Consider the following 15,131-nt stretch of genomic DNA (forward strand, 5'->3'; position numbering starts at 1 on the left):
TATGGGTTGGTTTTGTAGCTCTGCAGTCGCGCGAGTTTTGGAGCTCAAGGTGCAAACACATGCTGGTAATCCACGCGGAAGCCTTGCAAGAGTTCTTTCATCGCGGGGCTTCTAAGCCACTTATAAAACGCGTTGGCATGGGTGTGTTTGCAGGGTTGTGCCCAAAAATACCCGATGTAAATTCTATAAAGCACAGGGGGAAAGGGGTGCATGGCGCGTTCCTGTAAATAGAGTCGTGCTGGTAATAAGAGCAAATCTGTAGGTGCGTAAGCGCGCCAAGTGCGCATGGGTTGTAGATGGGGTGCTAATGTAGGGTTGTTGAGCGCTTTGGCTAGCGCATGGGGGTTAGAAGCATGTAAGCGTTGTTTCCACTCTTCTTTGCCCAACACTAACCATAACTCTTTGAAAACCAATTTCCCCCTTAGATTAAGTCTGTGCAAAGTGGACTTAGAGACAAGCAATCCATCTAAAGCGCAAAGGTCTTTGGGAATAGGTTCAATCCATACTATTTTTTGAGAGGTGTAGGCGATGGTAAGCAAGTCTAAGAAGCCCTCTTGATTGCCTAAATCGTTTCCGATTTTTAAGGGTTGCGCACCCAAAGGCAAGAGCGCGCAAACCCAAAAAAAACAGCGCATTAAAAGGCGCGTAAAATCGTATTGTGGAGTCGTTGGTTGAAGTCTTTAGCGTTTTTGAGCGCGCCCTTCTCTAGCAGATGTGCGCTCTCAAAAAGCAAGTGCGCCACATCAGAAAGCACGGCTTTATCCTCTACACTCTTGAGTTTTTGTACGATTGCGTGGTTAATATTGAGCTCTAGGGTTTTGGGTTGATTAGGGATTTCTTGACCCATTTGGCGCATTAAATTTGCCATCATAGCGTTTTGTGTGTCGCCCACCAACGCGACCACAGATTTTAAATCTTTAGACAAAGCGACATCTTTGATCTCATCTTTAAGCGCTTCTTTAAACGCCTCCAACACAGCGTTAAACTCTTGTTTTTCCGTTTCGCTCACTTCCTGCAAATCCAACTCTTTGAGGGTCTCTAGCGCGCTGGCATCCTTGAGGGGGGTTTTGTCGTATTCCTGCACGCCCGGGATCACAAAAGCATCCACTTCATCGCCCATTAAAAGTACTTCAAACCCCTTTTGGGTGTATTTCTCTAGTAAAGGCGCGGCTTTGAGTAAGTCGAGGTTTTCACCCATCATGTAGTAGATACTCTTTTGTGTTGCGGGCATGTTGGCTTTATATTCTTTGAGGGAGAGAAAATCCGCGCCCTTAGAGCTCTCAAAACGCAACAGCTCTAAGAGTTTTTCTTTATTTTCAAAATCACTATGTAAGCCCTCTTTGAGCACCTTACCAAATTGGGCATAAAATTTCTTATAAGTCTCTGTGTCCTGACTCAGAGTGGCGATTTCGCTCAAAATCTTCTTGGTAGACGCGCTCTTGATGGTGGCTAGGATTTTTGTTTGCTGTAAAATCTCGCGACTCACATTCAAGGGCAAATCTTCGCTATCAATAATTCCGCGTACAAAGCGCAAATACTGAGGCAGGAGCTCCTTATCATTGTCAGTGATGAAAACGCGCTTGACATAGAGTTTTACCCCAGATTGGTAATCTACACGGAACAAATCAAAGGGTGCACTACTGGGGATATAAAATAAGGTGCTGTATTCTAAAGTGCCTTCTACTTTGGTGTGTATCCATCTCAGAGGTGCGTTATTATCATGGGCAAAACTCTTATAAAATTCCTGATAGTCCTCATCCTTAAGATCCGCTTTTTGCATGCGCCAAATCGCGCTCGCGCTGTTAATTTGAGTGCATTTCTCCTCTTGAACCTCTTTTTTCTCCTCACCCTCTCCTTCGCTCTTGCTTTCCGTATAAGTTAGAAAAATGGGGAAAGGAATGTGTTCAGAATACTTCTTAACGATATGCTCAATCTCCCAGCGATTGGCAAACTTCGCTTCTTCTTCTTTGAGATAAAGCGTGATCGTGGTTCCAAAACCCTCTTTCACACAGGGACTAATTTCATATTCTCCCTTCCCATCGCTCATCCACGCATAAGCCTGTTGATCTAAAGCCTTTTTGCTTTGCACCACCACCTTATGGGCGACCATGAAGCTAGAGTAAAATCCCACGCCAAATTGCCCAATGAGCGCGCTATCCTTTTTCTGATTCCCACTCAAATGCGCTAAGAAGTTTTTCGTACCCGATTGGGCGATTGTACCTAAATTGGCGATGAGCTCCTCTTCATTCATGCCAATGCCATTGTCTGCAATGCTGATGGTTTTTTGATCGGCATCAAAGCTCAAATGGATTTGGGGCACAAATTCAAGGTGCTTGTAACTCTCATCGCTGAGTACCAAATAATTGAGCTTGTCCAACGCGTCAGAGGCGTTAGAAATAAGTTCGCGTAGGAAAATCTCTTTATTAGAATAAAGAGAGTGGATCATCAGATCTAAGAGTTGGGTGATCTCTGTTTGGAAAGTGTGTTTTTGTCCCATTGAAAACTCCAAAATATTTAATATATTAGCGCGCGATTATAGCATAAAAGGCGCGCAGAAAATATGTTAGAATGCGCCATACTTTGACTAAGGGGTAGTTGTGTTTGAAAATTTATTAGAAAATTTGCCCGCGTCCTTATTGCGCTTAGGAATCTTATTCAGTGGTCAGGGCTCTAACATGCAAGCCCTCATAGAAAGTTTACACCAACGCACTTTTTTAGGGAAAAAACCTATTATTATTGAAGTGGCGCTTTGTTTGACCAATAAGTCTAAAGCTCCGGGCATCGCGCGCGCGCAAAAATTAGGTGTACCTTGCGTGGTGTTAGAACCCGCTAACTACGCACAAACATCAGATTTTGAACGCGCCTTGATCGAACATTTGAGCTTGGCGCGTTGTCATCTTGTTTTGCTAGCTGGCTATATGCGCCTAGTTAGTCCTCTGTTTTTAGAACATTTTCCCACTCTGAATATTCACCCCTCCATGCTCCCTCACTTCAAAGGTAAGGACGCGTTGCGCGCTAGTTTTGAAGCTAAGGAGGGCACGGGGGTAAGTGTGCACGTGGTTACTCCCCAACTAGATAGCGGTCCCATTATTGCCCAACAAGCCCTAAACCCCAAACCTCAAGAAAGCTTGGAAAGTTTTACCCAACGCATCCATGCCTTAGAACACCAACTTTACCCCAAAGCTCTCTTGCAGGCTTTAGGACTTGAGCGCTTCACTTGAACGATTTCATCATTCTTGCCATTATAACCCCCTTAGTGGTCCTAGCTCCCTATGTGAGCAAAATCATCAAAATGCCCGTAGCCGTGTTAGAAATTCTTTTTGGTGCGCTAGGAGTGTATGTAGGTTTGTTTGTCCCCAGTCACGGGTTTGATCTAATGGCAGAAGTAGGATTTTTATTTTTGATGTTTCTATGTGGCATGGAAGTGGACCTTTACATGTTTAAGCAGCTCAATAAATCTCTACTTAAAAAAATCTTTGCCTACTTTGGGATTCTTTATACCCTATCCTCTACAATCACGCTGAGCGCAAAACTCCCCGCTCTTTACATTATTATCTTGCCCATTGTGAGTTTGGGCATGATTATGACCTTGGTACGCGACTATGGCAAGGAAGTTCCATGGTTAGATTTAGTGCTTAAAGTGGGGGTGTTGGGTGAACTTACTAGCATCATCTTATTAGTGATTGTGGATGGGATTTACTTGCACGGCTTGGGACTAGAGCTTGGTAAAACTCTAGGTATTTTGCTAGCTTTCATCATCGCCATTATAAGTTTGGTGCAACTTTTCAAAATCTTGTTTTGGTGGTTCCCGCGCTTGAAACTCTTTATCATGCCCATCAATAACGAATCCAATCAAGATATTCGTTTCACTATCATGCTTTTTTTCGGATTGGTGGTTATTGTGGGATGGCTCAAACTAGAACTAGTACTGGGCGCGTTTTTAGCAGGTACAATTGTTTCAACATTCTTTCCCCATAAGCACGAATTATTCAACAAACTTAATGATGTGGGTTTTGGGTTTTTTGTACCTCTATTTTTTGTGCATGTAGGATCGACTCTAGATTTAAAATTAGTCATCACTAACCCCATTCTTATCTCCCATGCCTGTGCAATTGTGTGTGCCATGTTTGCTTTGCATGTCAGCGCGAGTTTTGTGCTGTTTAGCAAGCATTTTCATAACGCTTTGTCCACAACCATGTTTGCCCTGAGCGCGTCCATGCCTCTCACTTTTTTGATCACTGCTGCTAGTGTGGGTTTAAGAGTGGGTGCAATCGATCAGCATACCTACTATTCTTTAGTGATCGCAGCTATTTTTGAAGGGGTGCTCTTTACCAGCACTATTAAATTTTTTATGCGCGCTATAAAACCTGTGAGTGAAACCCCACCCTCGTAATTTGCTTAACAACTCTCTGTCCTGCTACCGCTTATGCAAGAAAAAATACAGCACACATGCACTGATAAAGGTGATGGTGGCATACCAGTTTGCCCCTAAGTCTTTGGGGATAAACACCCCATGATAGACGAGCACCCCTATGGCGCTAGAAACAAACCACGCCACCAGCCCCGCGCCCTTGAAAGCGCGCGCGCTCAGAGCGTTGCGCACATCTTGCTCATAATTAGGCACACTGAGGATATGCACTAGAGCGATCGCCACCCAAGCCACCACAAAAATACCTTGATAAGCTAGCGCGCTGAGCAAATAGGCAAACATGTCTATAAGCATCAGCAAAAAGACGATCGCGCCTACCAAGATCGCCCAAATGTATTTAGAAAAATCCAGTCCTAACACTTCTTTAAAGAAGGCTTGCATGTTCGTCGCACCCAAGAAGTAATTAGCAGTGTTGATTCGCGCTTGAGTGATGATGACAAAGATCAACCCAAAGATGCCCAATAACTCAATAAAAGCGAAAGCTACAGCGGACTCTGAGGTGGCTAATTTTGGCATGGTGCTGACCAAATAAATTCCTACTAACGCTGAGAGTACAAAAGCAACCAAGTAAAAAGGCACGCCAAAGGTGATAAAAGCATGGAATTTCACATCTTCCTTCTTACCAAAACGCGCAAAATCAAAGGTGTACATCATGAGCACCCACACGCCCATATAATACACCGCCACATTCCACCAGCCAAAGGGTGGGGGGTTTTTAGGACCCATGTGCAACCATGCTTCGTTATAGCCATAAGTACTTGTCGCATAAATCACAGAAGCCAATAACCCTAACAAATATAAGGGTAAGAGCACTCCGTTAAATTTATCTAGCCAATGTTGCACTGAACCAAAGATTAGAGGCACAGAAAACGCCACAATGATCAAACACGCCCCCCAATGAGGCAGAGCGGGGAATTTATGGGTGGCAGCCACAGCGATCACATACCCCTCAAAAACGGCATAATAAATAGCTGTGGCAAAGAAAATCAAAGTGGCTAGGGCAGCCCCCTTACTTCCAAAAAGCACTCTAGAAAAAAGTGCGACTGATAAACCCGTTTTAGCCGCATAACTAGCGATGAAAGCATTGATCAAGGAATATGCCACCACGGTGATAAGTAGCCCGATAATGGCGTTTTTTGTGCCATAAGCTTGCGCCATTGCCACCCCCACCACCACATAAAACAACGCCGAACAAACTCCCCACCACGACATCATCAAAGAGCCTCGCCCCGCTTTCCTGGTTTCATTGACTACAGAAGTCGACTCATCCTCGCTGTGTTTGTGCATCAGATCGTCTGGATGGTGTGTTGGCATGGTCTCTCCCTTAAGCCAAGCTTGCAATCATCTTGGCAATTTTGTCTTGATAGGCTTTGCGCGCCTGCAACGCCTCCTCCATCTCCACCTTTTTAAAGCGCACCTTTTGATTAGGGGCAAACTGCCCTAGTCGATCCAAATCGCAACTAATCAGCGTGCAATACATCGCAAACCCGCCCCCACTGGGCGCATCTCTTTGGAGCACAATAGGTTCATTGCCCCCGGGGGCTTGCATAGAGCCCACCGGATAACACGCATCGGCGATATTGCTAGGATTTGAGCCCGCCCCAAAGGGTTGGGGTAGGTCTTTATAGGTGAATTTCTGCCCATTTTTAAAGCGATAACCCAGTCTATCTGCTTGGGTGGACACGACATAGACATCGCTAAAGAGATTATGCAGGCTTTGCTCTGTGAGCTTGTAATCTTGCAGCCCCAAGATCACGCGCAAGGACTCCACCTCTTCAAGCTTTAAGTGAAACTCTTCTGCTAGAGGCTTGCTACTGGGTTTGCCTGTGGGCTTGCCAATTTGTAACACATCGCCCTCTTCTAATTTGCGCCCCTTAAAGCCCCCAATGCCCCCCAAAGGATAGGTAGAGCGCGAGCCCATCACTACGGGCACATCAACCCCCCCGGCTATGGCGATGTAAGCGCGCGCGCCTTTTTTTAAATAGCTAAAACTGAGTTTGTCTCCAGCCCCTACCTTGATCGCCTTGTTGCTGGGCATTTCTTTGCCATTCACTAAGGGCGTGGTGTGCGCGCCCGTAACCGCCACATAAGTTTCTGCTTCAAATTCTAATTCGGGTGCCATCAAAGCCACCTCTAAAGCCGCGGCGTTTTGCTCATTGCCTACTAGGACATTCGCCGCGATGAAAGAGGCTTGATCGAGCGCGCCCCCGGGGGGGATGCCCAAGTGGTAGTAACCATAACGCCCCAAATCCTCTACATAGGTCGCAATGCCCGGTTTGATCACTTTAAAAGAGTTCATGCAAGTGCCTTTAAGATTTTTTGATTATAACCCTTAGGATCGCTCTGCCACTCCTGCAAAGAAAAGAGAGTGGGGCGAATCTTGAGATCAAAAGTGCCTGCCTCTACCTCTTTGACATAGGCATCATACTGCTCCTTAGTGCAGGGGGTGAATTTGATGATGTCCCCCGGGTTTAAAAACACCATGCTCTCTTTGAAATAGGGCAGTCTCTGCTTGGGGTCCCACACGGGCGCGGGTGTGATGCCCATCATCTGATACCCCCCGCCCCCCCGCACCGCATAAACACAGCCAAAACACCCCCCATGCCCGATGGTCAGCGCCGGGGTGTCAATGCGCGCCACCGGGTATTTGGGCACTTCAATTTGGGCTTGGCGTTCTACAAGTTGGTAAAGCCAAGGTAAGCCCGCTACAAAGCCGATCATGCTCACAAACCATGGGCTTTCTGAGTGGGCTTTGATAAAAGCCTCTACACTCTCATAGCCATTGATTTGGCGGGCGTATTCAATGTCGGTGATATTGGGATCGAGCGTGGATCCCGGTTCGCGGCATTGGTGGTTGTTGCGGAAACGCATTTGGCATTCATGGGTGTAGGGGTCATTGTAAAAAACGGGCATTTCTATCAGGCGGGTTTGAATTTCTGTGCGCGCCCCCACAATTTCCTTTTCTAAAGATTTTAAAATCTCTAGGGCTTTGGTGTGGGGCAGAATGTCCGGATTGAAAGCGATCATATAGGACGCGTTAGCCGGGCAGATTTCAGTAATGCCCTCAATTTTCATCTCCCTTAGCTTGTTGCAAATTGCCATAGCTAGAAAAAACGCCTCCAAAGACATCCCATCCTCGCTCACCTCCACAAATAAAAAGGTGTCGCCACCAAAACTATATCTAAACGCCATCTTCAGCCTCCCAGTTTATAGCTTTCTAAAAAATTGATGTCGTAATCGCCCTTTTGGATATGCGGATCGTTTAAAAGGGCTTTAAAAAGCGCGGTGGTGGTCTTGACTCCCTCGATCTTCAACTCGTTGAGCGCGCGTTTGAGCTTGCTTAACGCCAGCTCCCTATTTTGATCGTAAACGATGAGCTTGGCGATCAAAGAATCGTAAAAGGGGGGGATAACGCGCCCACTAAAGAGCATGCTATCCAAGCGCACGCCAGAACCGGTGGGGCATTGCAAGTGGGTGATCTCCCCGGGGCTGGGGAAAAAATTATTTTGGGGGTCTTCGGCGTTGATTCTGACCTCAATAGAATGCCCGCGCAAAGAAATGTCCTCTTGTTGGTAAGCCAAGGGCTCGCCATCGGCGATGCGCAACATTTGGCGCACGATGTCAATCCCGGTCACCATTTCTGTAATGGCGTGCTCGACTTGGATACGGGTATTCATCTCCAAGAAGTAAAACCCCTTGCTTTGCGTGTCGTATAAAAACTCCAAAGTCCCCGCGCCCTTATAGCCTACATCGCTAGCCATGCGCGCCGCGCTCGCGCACAAGGCTTCTCGTGTTTGGCAATCTAGGCTAGGGCTGGGGGCTTCTTCTAGCACCTTCTGCCTGCGCCGTTGCAAAGAACACTCGCGATCGTATAGATGGATCACGCGCTCCCCATCGCCTAGCACCTGTACCTCAATGTGTTTGGCGTTTTGCAAATACTTTTCTAAATACACGCCCCCATTGCCAAAAGCCGCGCGCGCTTCAGCGGTGGCGATTTCAAATTGGGTGATGAGCTGGACTTCATCTTGCACCAACCTAATCCCCTTGCCTCCACCCCCCGCAATGGCTTTAATGAGCAAGGGATAGCCAATGGCGCGCGCCTCTTCTAGAGCCTGATTCACATTCTCTAGCACGGGACTATTTGGCATGGTGGGCACTTGGCTTTTTTTTGCCTGTTGCAGGGCTTTCGCCTTGTCGCCCATTGTCTCAATAAGTCTGCTAGAAGGTCCTACAAAGATGATCCCCGCCTCCTTCACTCTTTTAGCAAATTGGGCGTTCTCGCTCAAAAAGCCATAACCCGGATGAATCGCATCCACCTGCGCCTGCTTGGCGATCTCTAACACCTTGTCTATATTGAGATAACTCTTATGGGCTAGGTTCTCGCCCACGCGGTAGGCTTCATCGGCAAGTTGAGAAGCCAAATTGCCCTGATCGGCATCGGTGTAGATCGCCACGGCTTTCATATTGAGCTCATGGGCGGCTTGGATGATGCGTACGGCGATCTCGCCCCGGTTAGCCACCAAGACTTTTTTAATTTTCTGAGGGGTGTAAGCCATGGGTTACTCCACGACAAACAACACATCGCCCGGATTGACAAACTGCTCGTTTTCTGCCCTAATCTCTTTGATCTTGCCCTTGGCTCCGGCTTTGATCTCATTGAAGGTTTTCATCACCTCCACTAGGCAGACAATGGTGTCTTCATGGACTTCAGAGCCCACCTCTACAAAGGGGGCGGCATCAGGGTTGGGTTTGCGATAAAAGGTCCCGGGGATGGGGCTAATCACTTCGTGCATGATTTCTCCTTAAGGGTGGTGGATGGTGGGTTTTTGGATGGCAATGCCATGCTCTTCTAAGAGTTTTTTAGTCGCGCTGATCAAAGAGAGCGCCCCGGGGGTGTCGCTATGGATACACACCGAGTCAAAATCTACCTCAATGACCTTACCGGTTACCGCTTGAACCGTGCCCTCCTTGCAGGCTTGCAAGACCTTATTAGCGACCTCTTGCGGGGTGTAGGCGCGCGCGCGGCGCACCATCACCAACTGCCCATCCTCGCCATAATCGCGATCCCCATAAAACTCGCGCACAAAGGGGTGTTTGAGCTCTTGAGCGACTTGGTGGGTGATGGTGCCCTGCATGCAATACAGGGGCAAATGGGGGTCAATTTTGTGCAGAGTGCTGATGAGCTCTTCAGAAAAGGCGCGATCCTTGCTTGCATGGATGTACAAACTCCCATGGGGCTTGAAGTGGTGCAGTTTGCCCCCTAGAAAATGCACAAACTCACGCAACGCCCCTAGCTGGTAGAGGCAGTCGTTGGTTAGCTCGGTGGGGTTAGCCACGATATGCCGCCTCCCAAAGCCCACTAAATCCCTAAAGCCCGGGTGCACCCCAATTTCTACGCCATTTTCTAAGGCATTAGCCACCGAGTGGCGCATGATACTAGGATCGCTAGCATGAAAGCCGGCTGCGATATTGCAACTGCTAATGAGCTTCATAATTGCATCATCCACCCCATCCCCGATAATCCACGGACCAAAACACTCGCCCATGTCGCTGTTCAAGTCTATATGCTTCTTCATGTCTCTCCTTGCTTGAAAATATGCTTGAAGTATGGCATGGGAAAAACAACGCTTAAGAGCTAAAGATTATAAAACCAACCTAGACCTACTAAGCGTTACTAAGCACCACAAAACTTTTTAGCTATAGAAGACTTGTGTTCTTTAGACACTTGGCGCGCATTAAATCTGTGTAGAATGAGAAAAAATCTAGTTGTAAGGAGTGGCTCATGCCAAAAGCCTATCAGAGATCTGTGCGGGCGTTTAGGGAATTTGTTTCCTTGCGCAACAAAGTTTGTTGGTGGTTGTCTATAATCGTCTTTTTGTGTTATTACGCGTTTGTATTGAGTCTTGGACTTTTTCCAGATGTTTTAGCTTATCGCTTGGGACCAAGCGCGATCACGCTAGGGATCATTGCTGGGGTTTTTCTCATTGTGCTTTGTATCGCGCTTACAGGATTGTATGCCTTTCTTGCTAATACATATTTTGATCGCACCCAGGCTGAGATTTTAGAGCAACTCAAAATGAGCGGAGCGTTGGAAGGGCTGCAAAATGGTACGCATTAGACCCTTTCTTCTTATCGGGCTTTTGGGGGTGGGGGAGTTGTGGGGGGCGGCTTTAGAGTCTACACAAGTGAACACGCAGAAATTCAACCCCATCGCGGTTTCCATGTTTATTCTCTTTGTGCTGAGTACGCTTTGTATTACCTATTTTTCCAGCAAGAAAAGTCAAAGCGCAAGCGGGTTTTACACCGCTGGGGGAAGTATTACAGGGCTGCAAAATGGAATCGCCATTGCGGGGGATTTTATGAGTGCAGCAAGCTTTTTAGGCATCACAGCCTTAGTCTTCACCAATGGCTTTGATGGGCTGATTTATTCTGTGGGCTTTTTGGTAGGCTGGCCCATCATTTTATTTTTGATCGCCGAGAAATTCCGCAATCTAGGTAAGTTTACCTTTGCAGACATCACGGCTTACCGCCTAGAAGTCAAGCCTATCCGCGTGATTTCAGCCATCTCCGCTTTAAGTGTGGTGATCTTCTATCTCATCGCCCAGATGGTAGGCGCGGGGCAACTTATTCAACTTCTCTTTGGTCTGCCCTACAGCGTGGCGGTGATCTTAGTAGGGATTTTGATGATCTGCTATGTTGCTTTTGGAGGGATGCATGCCACTACTTGGGTACAGATCATTAAGGCAATCTTGCTCCTCTTTGGCGCGTCCTTTATGGCGGTGATGATCTTGTATTTGACCAAGTTTGATCTAAGCTATTATTTCGCCCAAGCGATCAAGCACCATCCCAAGGGCGAGGCAATCATGGCTCCAGGCACTTTTTTACCCAACACCACCGCAGCGATCTCTCTAGGGCTGGCTTTGATGTTTGGCACGGCCGGGTTGCCCCATATTCTGATGCGCTTTTTCACGGTTAAAGACGCTAAAGAGGCGCGCAAATCGGTTTTTTACGCCACAGGTTTTATTGGGTATTTCTATATTTTGACTTTCATTATTGGGTTTGGGGCGATCGCCTTGCTTTATGCCCACCCCCAATTTGTCGGTCCTGATGGGGTTTATAATGGGGTCAAAAACATGGTCGCCATTAATTTGGCTGGGGTTGTGGGGGGCGATGTGTTCTTAGGCTTTATCTCTGCTGTTGCCTTTGCGACAATTTTAGCTGTGGTTTCAGGGCTGGCAATTTCAGGTGCGGGGGCAATTAGCCATGATCTCTTCGTGCATGCTTTTAAGGGAGGGGTTTGTGATCCCAAGTTGGAAATGCGCGTTACCAAGGGGGCGACTATCGGCTTAGGGGTTTTAGCCATCGTGTTAGGTTTGGTGTTTGAAAACCAAAATGTCGCTTTCATGGTGGGCTTGGCTTTTGGAATTGCGGCGAGTGTGAACTTCCCCATTCTCTTTTTGAGCATTTATTGGAAAAATCTCACCACTAGGGGGGCGTTTTGGGGTGGGCTCATTGGCTGGCTAGCCGTGATCACGATGGTGTTACTTAGCCCTAGCATGTGGGTGAAGAGCTTTGGGCATGCCCATGCAATCTTCCCCTACGATCACCCCGCGCTCTTCTCTATGCCCTTGACTTTTATTCTCATTTATCTTATTTCTAAGGCGGACAAAAGTCCTAGGGCACAGGTGGATAAAGCGGGCTTTGGGGCGCAGGATTTTCGCGCCCAAAGCGGGATTGGTATTTCTAGCTCCACAGCACATTAAAAGGTAAAAGCATGATTTTAGTAAGTTTGATAGCAGAATTAGGGGCTTCTAAACATGGAAGTAATCAGGGCGTGCAAGAACTGAGGCGAGCTTTGATAGAGCGCTACCCTGAAATCACTGAGCATATGGTGCTCATCCGCCAAAAACAATGCGCCCTAGAGACTTTTTTTAGGTATGCAAAGAATTTTGAGGATTATTACATTTTTTGTAGGGATAGCCTGATTCCTAAAATGCATGGGGTGTTCAAAAGCAAGAATTTTCCCCTAATCTTGAGTTCAGAGCATTCTAATGTCTTTGGTATTTTGCAGTCCTTGCGTGGGGTACACCCCAACAAAAAGATAGGAGTTTTGTACTTGGACGCGCATGCAGATATCCACACCGCCTATGATAGTGACACGGGGCATTTACACGGCATGCCTTTGGGCATGCTCATCAATGCGATCCACTCAGGACATAATCCCCTCAATGCCCAAGAAGAGTATTATTGGAAACAACTTTGTAGCCTAGGTATTAAGGAGGGAACAAAAGCCTTTGATCCGCAACATTTGGTGTACTTTGGGGTTCGTAGCACAGAAAAAAGTGAAGATGCCATGATCGCCACACATCACATTCCCCTCTTTAGAGTGCAAGATATCCAAGCGGATATGCAGGCATGTGTGCAAAAAGCACAAACACTTTTAGAAGCGGTGGATTTGGTGTATTTGAGCTTGGATGTGGATATTATGGATGGGAAGCTCTTTCGCTCTACGGGGGTACGCGAAAATAATGGCTTGTCCCCCGAGGAACTTAAAACCCTGCTAGAGCTTTTATTAAAGCGCTTTGCGCCCAAACTTGCCGCTTTAGAGATCACAGAATACAACCCGGAAGTGGGAATTCGGGGAGATAAACAAGTGCTCTTAGAGCTTTTGGATAGCGCGATCGGGCATTTATGCAAAAACGCTAAAGTGCGCCCTAAAATTTGCAATTATTGTTGAAGGAATATGCATGTTAGCGGTGGGTCTGCCCAAAGAGAGCATGGATTTTGAAGCGCGCGTAGCGCTTGTGCCTGAAGATGTAGCATGGCTTTTAAAAAATGCGTCCATAGAGTTATACATGGAAGAGGACGCAGGAGTGCTGAGCGGCTATAGTAATGAGGCATATAGGCGCGCAGGGGCGCGCCTTGTCTCCAAAGAACAGGCTTGGGGGCAGAGCGTGATTGTTAAATGTAAAGAGCCCTTAGAACATGAATATACTTTGCTTAAAAAAGGAAGCACCTTATTTAGCTATTTAGATTTGGCTTATAACGCCTCCCTAGCGCACATGCTTGTCGATCGCCAGATTCTCTCCATTTGCACAGAAACTATTGCTGGACCTAAAAATAATTACCCTATTTTAGCCCCCATGAGTGTGGTTGCAGGTAATTTAGCCGCTCACTTAATCCAACATTATCTTTTAGGCTTGGAACATTTGCCCGGTGTAAAAGGCAAGGGGGTTTTATTAGGCGCGTTAGCGGGGGAGGCGCGGGCTAAGGTTGTGGTAGTAGGCGGGGGCGTAGTGGGCTTAGAAGCCGCTAAAGCTTTAAGCCTGATGGGTGCGCGTGTGGTAGTGCTAGAACTCAACTATGCTAAATTGCAAGATCACCCCTACACACATTTATATCATTTAGAGATCTTGAGCGTGCACGAGGAAAACATCCTCTACGCTCTAGAAGGGGCTTTGGGTTTGGTGGGGGCTGTCTTACAAACCGCCACAGCCACTCCTAAAGTCATTTTAAAACACCATTTAGCACGCATGCAAAAAGGGGGTGTGGTGATCGATGTGGCTTGCGATTTGGGCGGATGTATTGAAACAATTCACCAAACTAGCCATTCCAACCCGCTATATTTGCAAGAGGATTTATTGCACTATGGAGTGCCCAATATGCCTGGTGTGGTGGCACGCACGAGCTCAAGCGCTTATAGCCATGCCAGCGCACCCTATCTACTTTATTTCCTCCAACATGGATTGAAAGGCTTTTTACAAGCAGACACCCCCATTGTAGCAAACACTCTAGGAGGTTTGAGTGCCTATCAAGGCTACCTCACCCAAGAGGGCATCGCCCGATCCTTTAAGTTACCCTATAAAAGTGCTCAGGAAGTGCTAGCCCAACTCTAAAAATTGTAAACATAATTCACAAAAAAGCAATCACACGACGCAACGAAAAGTTGACATCTGTATTGTTTTTGGTGTGACTCTTGAAGAAGGGATCATTGATCACGGGGACGCGTATCCCTAACTCTAACCCATTGTGTCGGCTAAGATTAGCACGCAAGCCAAAGTTAAAGGCAAATTGCACATAGTTAGCTGTAGAACTAGCTGTACCACCATTCTGATTAATGTCACTTGCTAGGGCTGAAAATTTTTTATTCATGCTTTGACAGATATTCTGAGATGTCCTCGTTGTGCATTGTCCATTGGTGTATCCAGCACCCAAGCCCCAAGCACTTCCCCCTAGCATTACACTCCCAAAGACCCCGAATGTATAATGCTTTTTTTCATAGAAGTTATAAAGCGCATCGACACCTACACCATAAAATACATTAGAAAGCGACCCCTTTGTAACGGGGCTTAATTGCCCATAATAACCCCCTCCCTGAGCACTCAAGATTCCATAATAACGCACCCCAAAATGTTTCTTTTTGCCGAAAAATTGCTTGTAGCCCGCTTGAATATCCGCCCCAAAAAGGTTGCCAGAATAATGATCGTTTTCCTTCAAGGCGGGAGTGATGAGCTCCATTTTTATACCATTCTGAGTAGCATACGATGTCGATTCGGGGCGATTGACATTGTATGTGCCCTGCATATTGGAATACTCAAACCCCACACTCACATAAACCCCGTTACGCTCCGCGCTCAAGGGTGCAAGACCTAAAAGCGTAAAAATACCCGCGCTTAAAATTTTGCGACTCGTGGCTAACATA

15 protein-coding genes are annotated in these 15,131 nt (G+C 46.9%); 6 read left to right on the plus strand and 9 right to left on the minus strand.

Annotation, left to right across the window (positions count from 1 at the left end; all coding sequences use genetic code 11):
- Positions 1-44 precede the first annotated feature (44 nt).
- Both C6G87_RS05395 and htpG read right to left on the minus strand, forming a co-directional pair.
- Positions 45-635 (minus strand): hypothetical protein, encoded by a 591-nt coding sequence (locus C6G87_RS05395; RefSeq protein WP_104752507.1) that lies wholly within the window; start codon positions 633-635, stop codon positions 45-47.
- A complete protein-coding gene (htpG, locus tag C6G87_RS05400; RefSeq protein ID WP_104752508.1) occupies positions 635-2,497 on the minus strand; it encodes a molecular chaperone HtpG in 1,863 nt (620 codons plus the stop codon). The genes C6G87_RS05395 and htpG overlap by 1 nt, the downstream gene beginning before the upstream one ends.
- Positions 2,498-2,597: 100 nt before the next feature.
- On the opposite strand from htpG, the gene purN reads away from it, so the two are divergent.
- Together purN and C6G87_RS05410 are read left to right on the plus strand one after the other, a co-directional pair.
- Positions 2,598-3,221, plus strand: a complete 624-nt coding sequence (purN, locus tag C6G87_RS05405; RefSeq protein WP_233709030.1) for a phosphoribosylglycinamide formyltransferase — start codon at positions 2,598-2,600, stop codon at positions 3,219-3,221.
- The gene (locus C6G87_RS05410; RefSeq protein WP_104752509.1) at positions 3,218-4,393 is read left to right on the plus strand and encodes a cation:proton antiporter; all 1,176 of its coding nucleotides are present in this window, start codon (positions 3,218-3,220) and stop codon (positions 4,391-4,393) included. Before purN ends, C6G87_RS05410 begins: the two co-directional genes overlap by 4 nt.
- A 24-nt stretch (positions 4,394-4,417) precedes the next feature.
- Here the strand turns inward: C6G87_RS05410 and C6G87_RS05415 are convergent, their stop codons facing one another.
- Genes C6G87_RS05415 through pxpA form a run of 6 tightly spaced genes read right to left on the minus strand, consistent with a single transcriptional unit; the run spans position 4,418 to position 10,005 of the window.
- Positions 4,418-5,743, minus strand: a complete 1,326-nt coding sequence (locus C6G87_RS05415; RefSeq protein ID WP_199767647.1) for a purine-cytosine permease family protein — start codon at positions 5,741-5,743, stop codon at positions 4,418-4,420.
- A gap of 10 nt (positions 5,744-5,753) precedes the next feature.
- Positions 5,754-6,728 (minus strand): 5-oxoprolinase subunit C family protein, encoded by a 975-nt coding sequence (locus C6G87_RS05420; RefSeq protein WP_104752510.1) that lies wholly within the window; start codon positions 6,726-6,728, stop codon positions 5,754-5,756.
- Positions 6,725-7,621, minus strand: coding sequence for a 5-oxoprolinase subunit B family protein (locus C6G87_RS05425; RefSeq protein WP_104752511.1), 897 nt, complete (start codon positions 7,619-7,621; stop codon positions 6,725-6,727). Before C6G87_RS05425 ends, C6G87_RS05420 begins: the two co-directional genes overlap by 4 nt.
- Before the next feature lie 2 nt (positions 7,622-7,623).
- Positions 7,624-8,985, minus strand: coding sequence for an acetyl-CoA carboxylase biotin carboxylase subunit (locus tag C6G87_RS05430; protein WP_104752512.1), 1,362 nt, complete (start codon positions 8,983-8,985; stop codon positions 7,624-7,626).
- Between the two features lie 3 nt (positions 8,986-8,988).
- A complete protein-coding gene (locus C6G87_RS05435) occupies positions 8,989-9,222 on the minus strand; it encodes an acetyl-CoA carboxylase (RefSeq protein WP_104752513.1) in 234 nt (77 codons plus the stop codon).
- A 9-nt stretch (positions 9,223-9,231) separates the two neighbouring features.
- Positions 9,232-10,005 carry a 5-oxoprolinase subunit PxpA gene (gene pxpA, locus C6G87_RS05440; RefSeq protein ID WP_104752514.1) on the minus strand — a complete coding sequence of 258 codons (774 nt, stop codon included), beginning with the start codon at positions 10,003-10,005 and terminating at the stop codon, positions 9,232-9,234.
- Between the two features lie 206 nt (positions 10,006-10,211).
- Between pxpA and C6G87_RS05445 the strand changes: the two genes are divergently transcribed.
- The 4 genes from C6G87_RS05445 to C6G87_RS05460 are packed head-to-tail and all read left to right on the plus strand — an operon-like array spanning position 10,212 to position 14,325.
- Positions 10,212-10,547 (plus strand): DUF485 domain-containing protein, encoded by a 336-nt coding sequence (locus C6G87_RS05445; protein ID WP_104752515.1) that lies wholly within the window; start codon positions 10,212-10,214, stop codon positions 10,545-10,547.
- Complete coding sequence (locus C6G87_RS05450) at positions 10,534-12,192, plus strand: cation acetate symporter (RefSeq protein ID WP_104752516.1); 1,659 nt, start codon at positions 10,534-10,536, stop codon at positions 12,190-12,192. The genes C6G87_RS05445 and C6G87_RS05450 overlap by 14 nt, the downstream gene beginning before the upstream one ends.
- Positions 12,193-12,203: 11 nt before the next feature.
- On the plus strand, positions 12,204-13,166 hold the full coding sequence (rocF, locus tag C6G87_RS05455; RefSeq protein WP_104752517.1) for an arginase: 963 nt from the start codon (positions 12,204-12,206) through the stop codon (positions 13,164-13,166).
- 10 nt (positions 13,167-13,176) lie between these two features.
- Entirely contained in the window at positions 13,177-14,325 is a 1,149-nt protein-coding gene (locus tag C6G87_RS05460) for an FAD-dependent oxidoreductase (RefSeq protein ID WP_104752518.1), read from the plus strand.
- Positions 14,326-14,341: 16 nt separating this feature from the next.
- Here C6G87_RS05460 and C6G87_RS05465 read toward each other — a convergent pair whose 3' ends face one another.
- Positions 14,342-15,130: an outer membrane protein gene (locus C6G87_RS05465; RefSeq protein ID WP_233709031.1), complete on the minus strand. Its 789-nt coding sequence runs from the start codon at positions 15,128-15,130 to the stop codon at positions 14,342-14,344.
- Position 15,131 lies beyond the last annotated feature (1 nt).

Origin of the sequence: Helicobacter baculiformis (genome assembly GCF_900197685.1) — a bacterium.
Classification (GTDB): domain Bacteria; phylum Campylobacterota; class Campylobacteria; order Campylobacterales; family Helicobacteraceae; genus Helicobacter; species Helicobacter baculiformis.

Bases quoted from the DNA above. Each gene is read 5' to 3' on its own strand.
- C6G87_RS05395 (WP_104752507.1), bottom strand. From the start codon at position 635: ATGCGCTGTTTTTTTTGGGTTTGCGCGCTCTTGCCTTTGGGTGCGCAA.
- htpG (WP_104752508.1), bottom strand. From the start codon at position 2,497: ATGGGACAAAAACACACTTTCCAAACAGAGATCACCCAACTCTTAGAT.
- C6G87_RS05415 (WP_199767647.1), bottom strand. From the start codon at position 5,743: ATGCCAACACACCATCCAGACGATCTGATGCACAAACACAGCGAGGAT.
- C6G87_RS05420 (WP_104752510.1), bottom strand. From the start codon at position 6,728: ATGAACTCTTTTAAAGTGATCAAACCGGGCATTGCGACCTATGTAGAG.
- C6G87_RS05425 (WP_104752511.1), bottom strand. From the start codon at position 7,621: ATGGCGTTTAGATATAGTTTTGGTGGCGACACCTTTTTATTTGTGGAG.
- C6G87_RS05430 (WP_104752512.1), bottom strand. From the start codon at position 8,985: ATGGCTTACACCCCTCAGAAAATTAAAAAAGTCTTGGTGGCTAACCGG.
- C6G87_RS05435 (WP_104752513.1), bottom strand. From the start codon at position 9,222: ATGCACGAAGTGATTAGCCCCATCCCCGGGACCTTTTATCGCAAACCC.
- pxpA (WP_104752514.1), bottom strand. From the start codon at position 10,005: ATGAAGAAGCATATAGACTTGAACAGCGACATGGGCGAGTGTTTTGGT.
- C6G87_RS05445 (WP_104752515.1), top strand. From the start codon at position 10,212: ATGCCAAAAGCCTATCAGAGATCTGTGCGGGCGTTTAGGGAATTTGTT.
- C6G87_RS05450 (WP_104752516.1), top strand. From the start codon at position 10,534: ATGGTACGCATTAGACCCTTTCTTCTTATCGGGCTTTTGGGGGTGGGG.
- rocF (WP_104752517.1), top strand. From the start codon at position 12,204: ATGATTTTAGTAAGTTTGATAGCAGAATTAGGGGCTTCTAAACATGGA.
- C6G87_RS05460 (WP_104752518.1), top strand. From the start codon at position 13,177: ATGTTAGCGGTGGGTCTGCCCAAAGAGAGCATGGATTTTGAAGCGCGC.
- C6G87_RS05465 (WP_233709031.1), bottom strand. From the start codon at position 15,130: ATGTTAGCCACGAGTCGCAAAATTTTAAGCGCGGGTATTTTTACGCTT.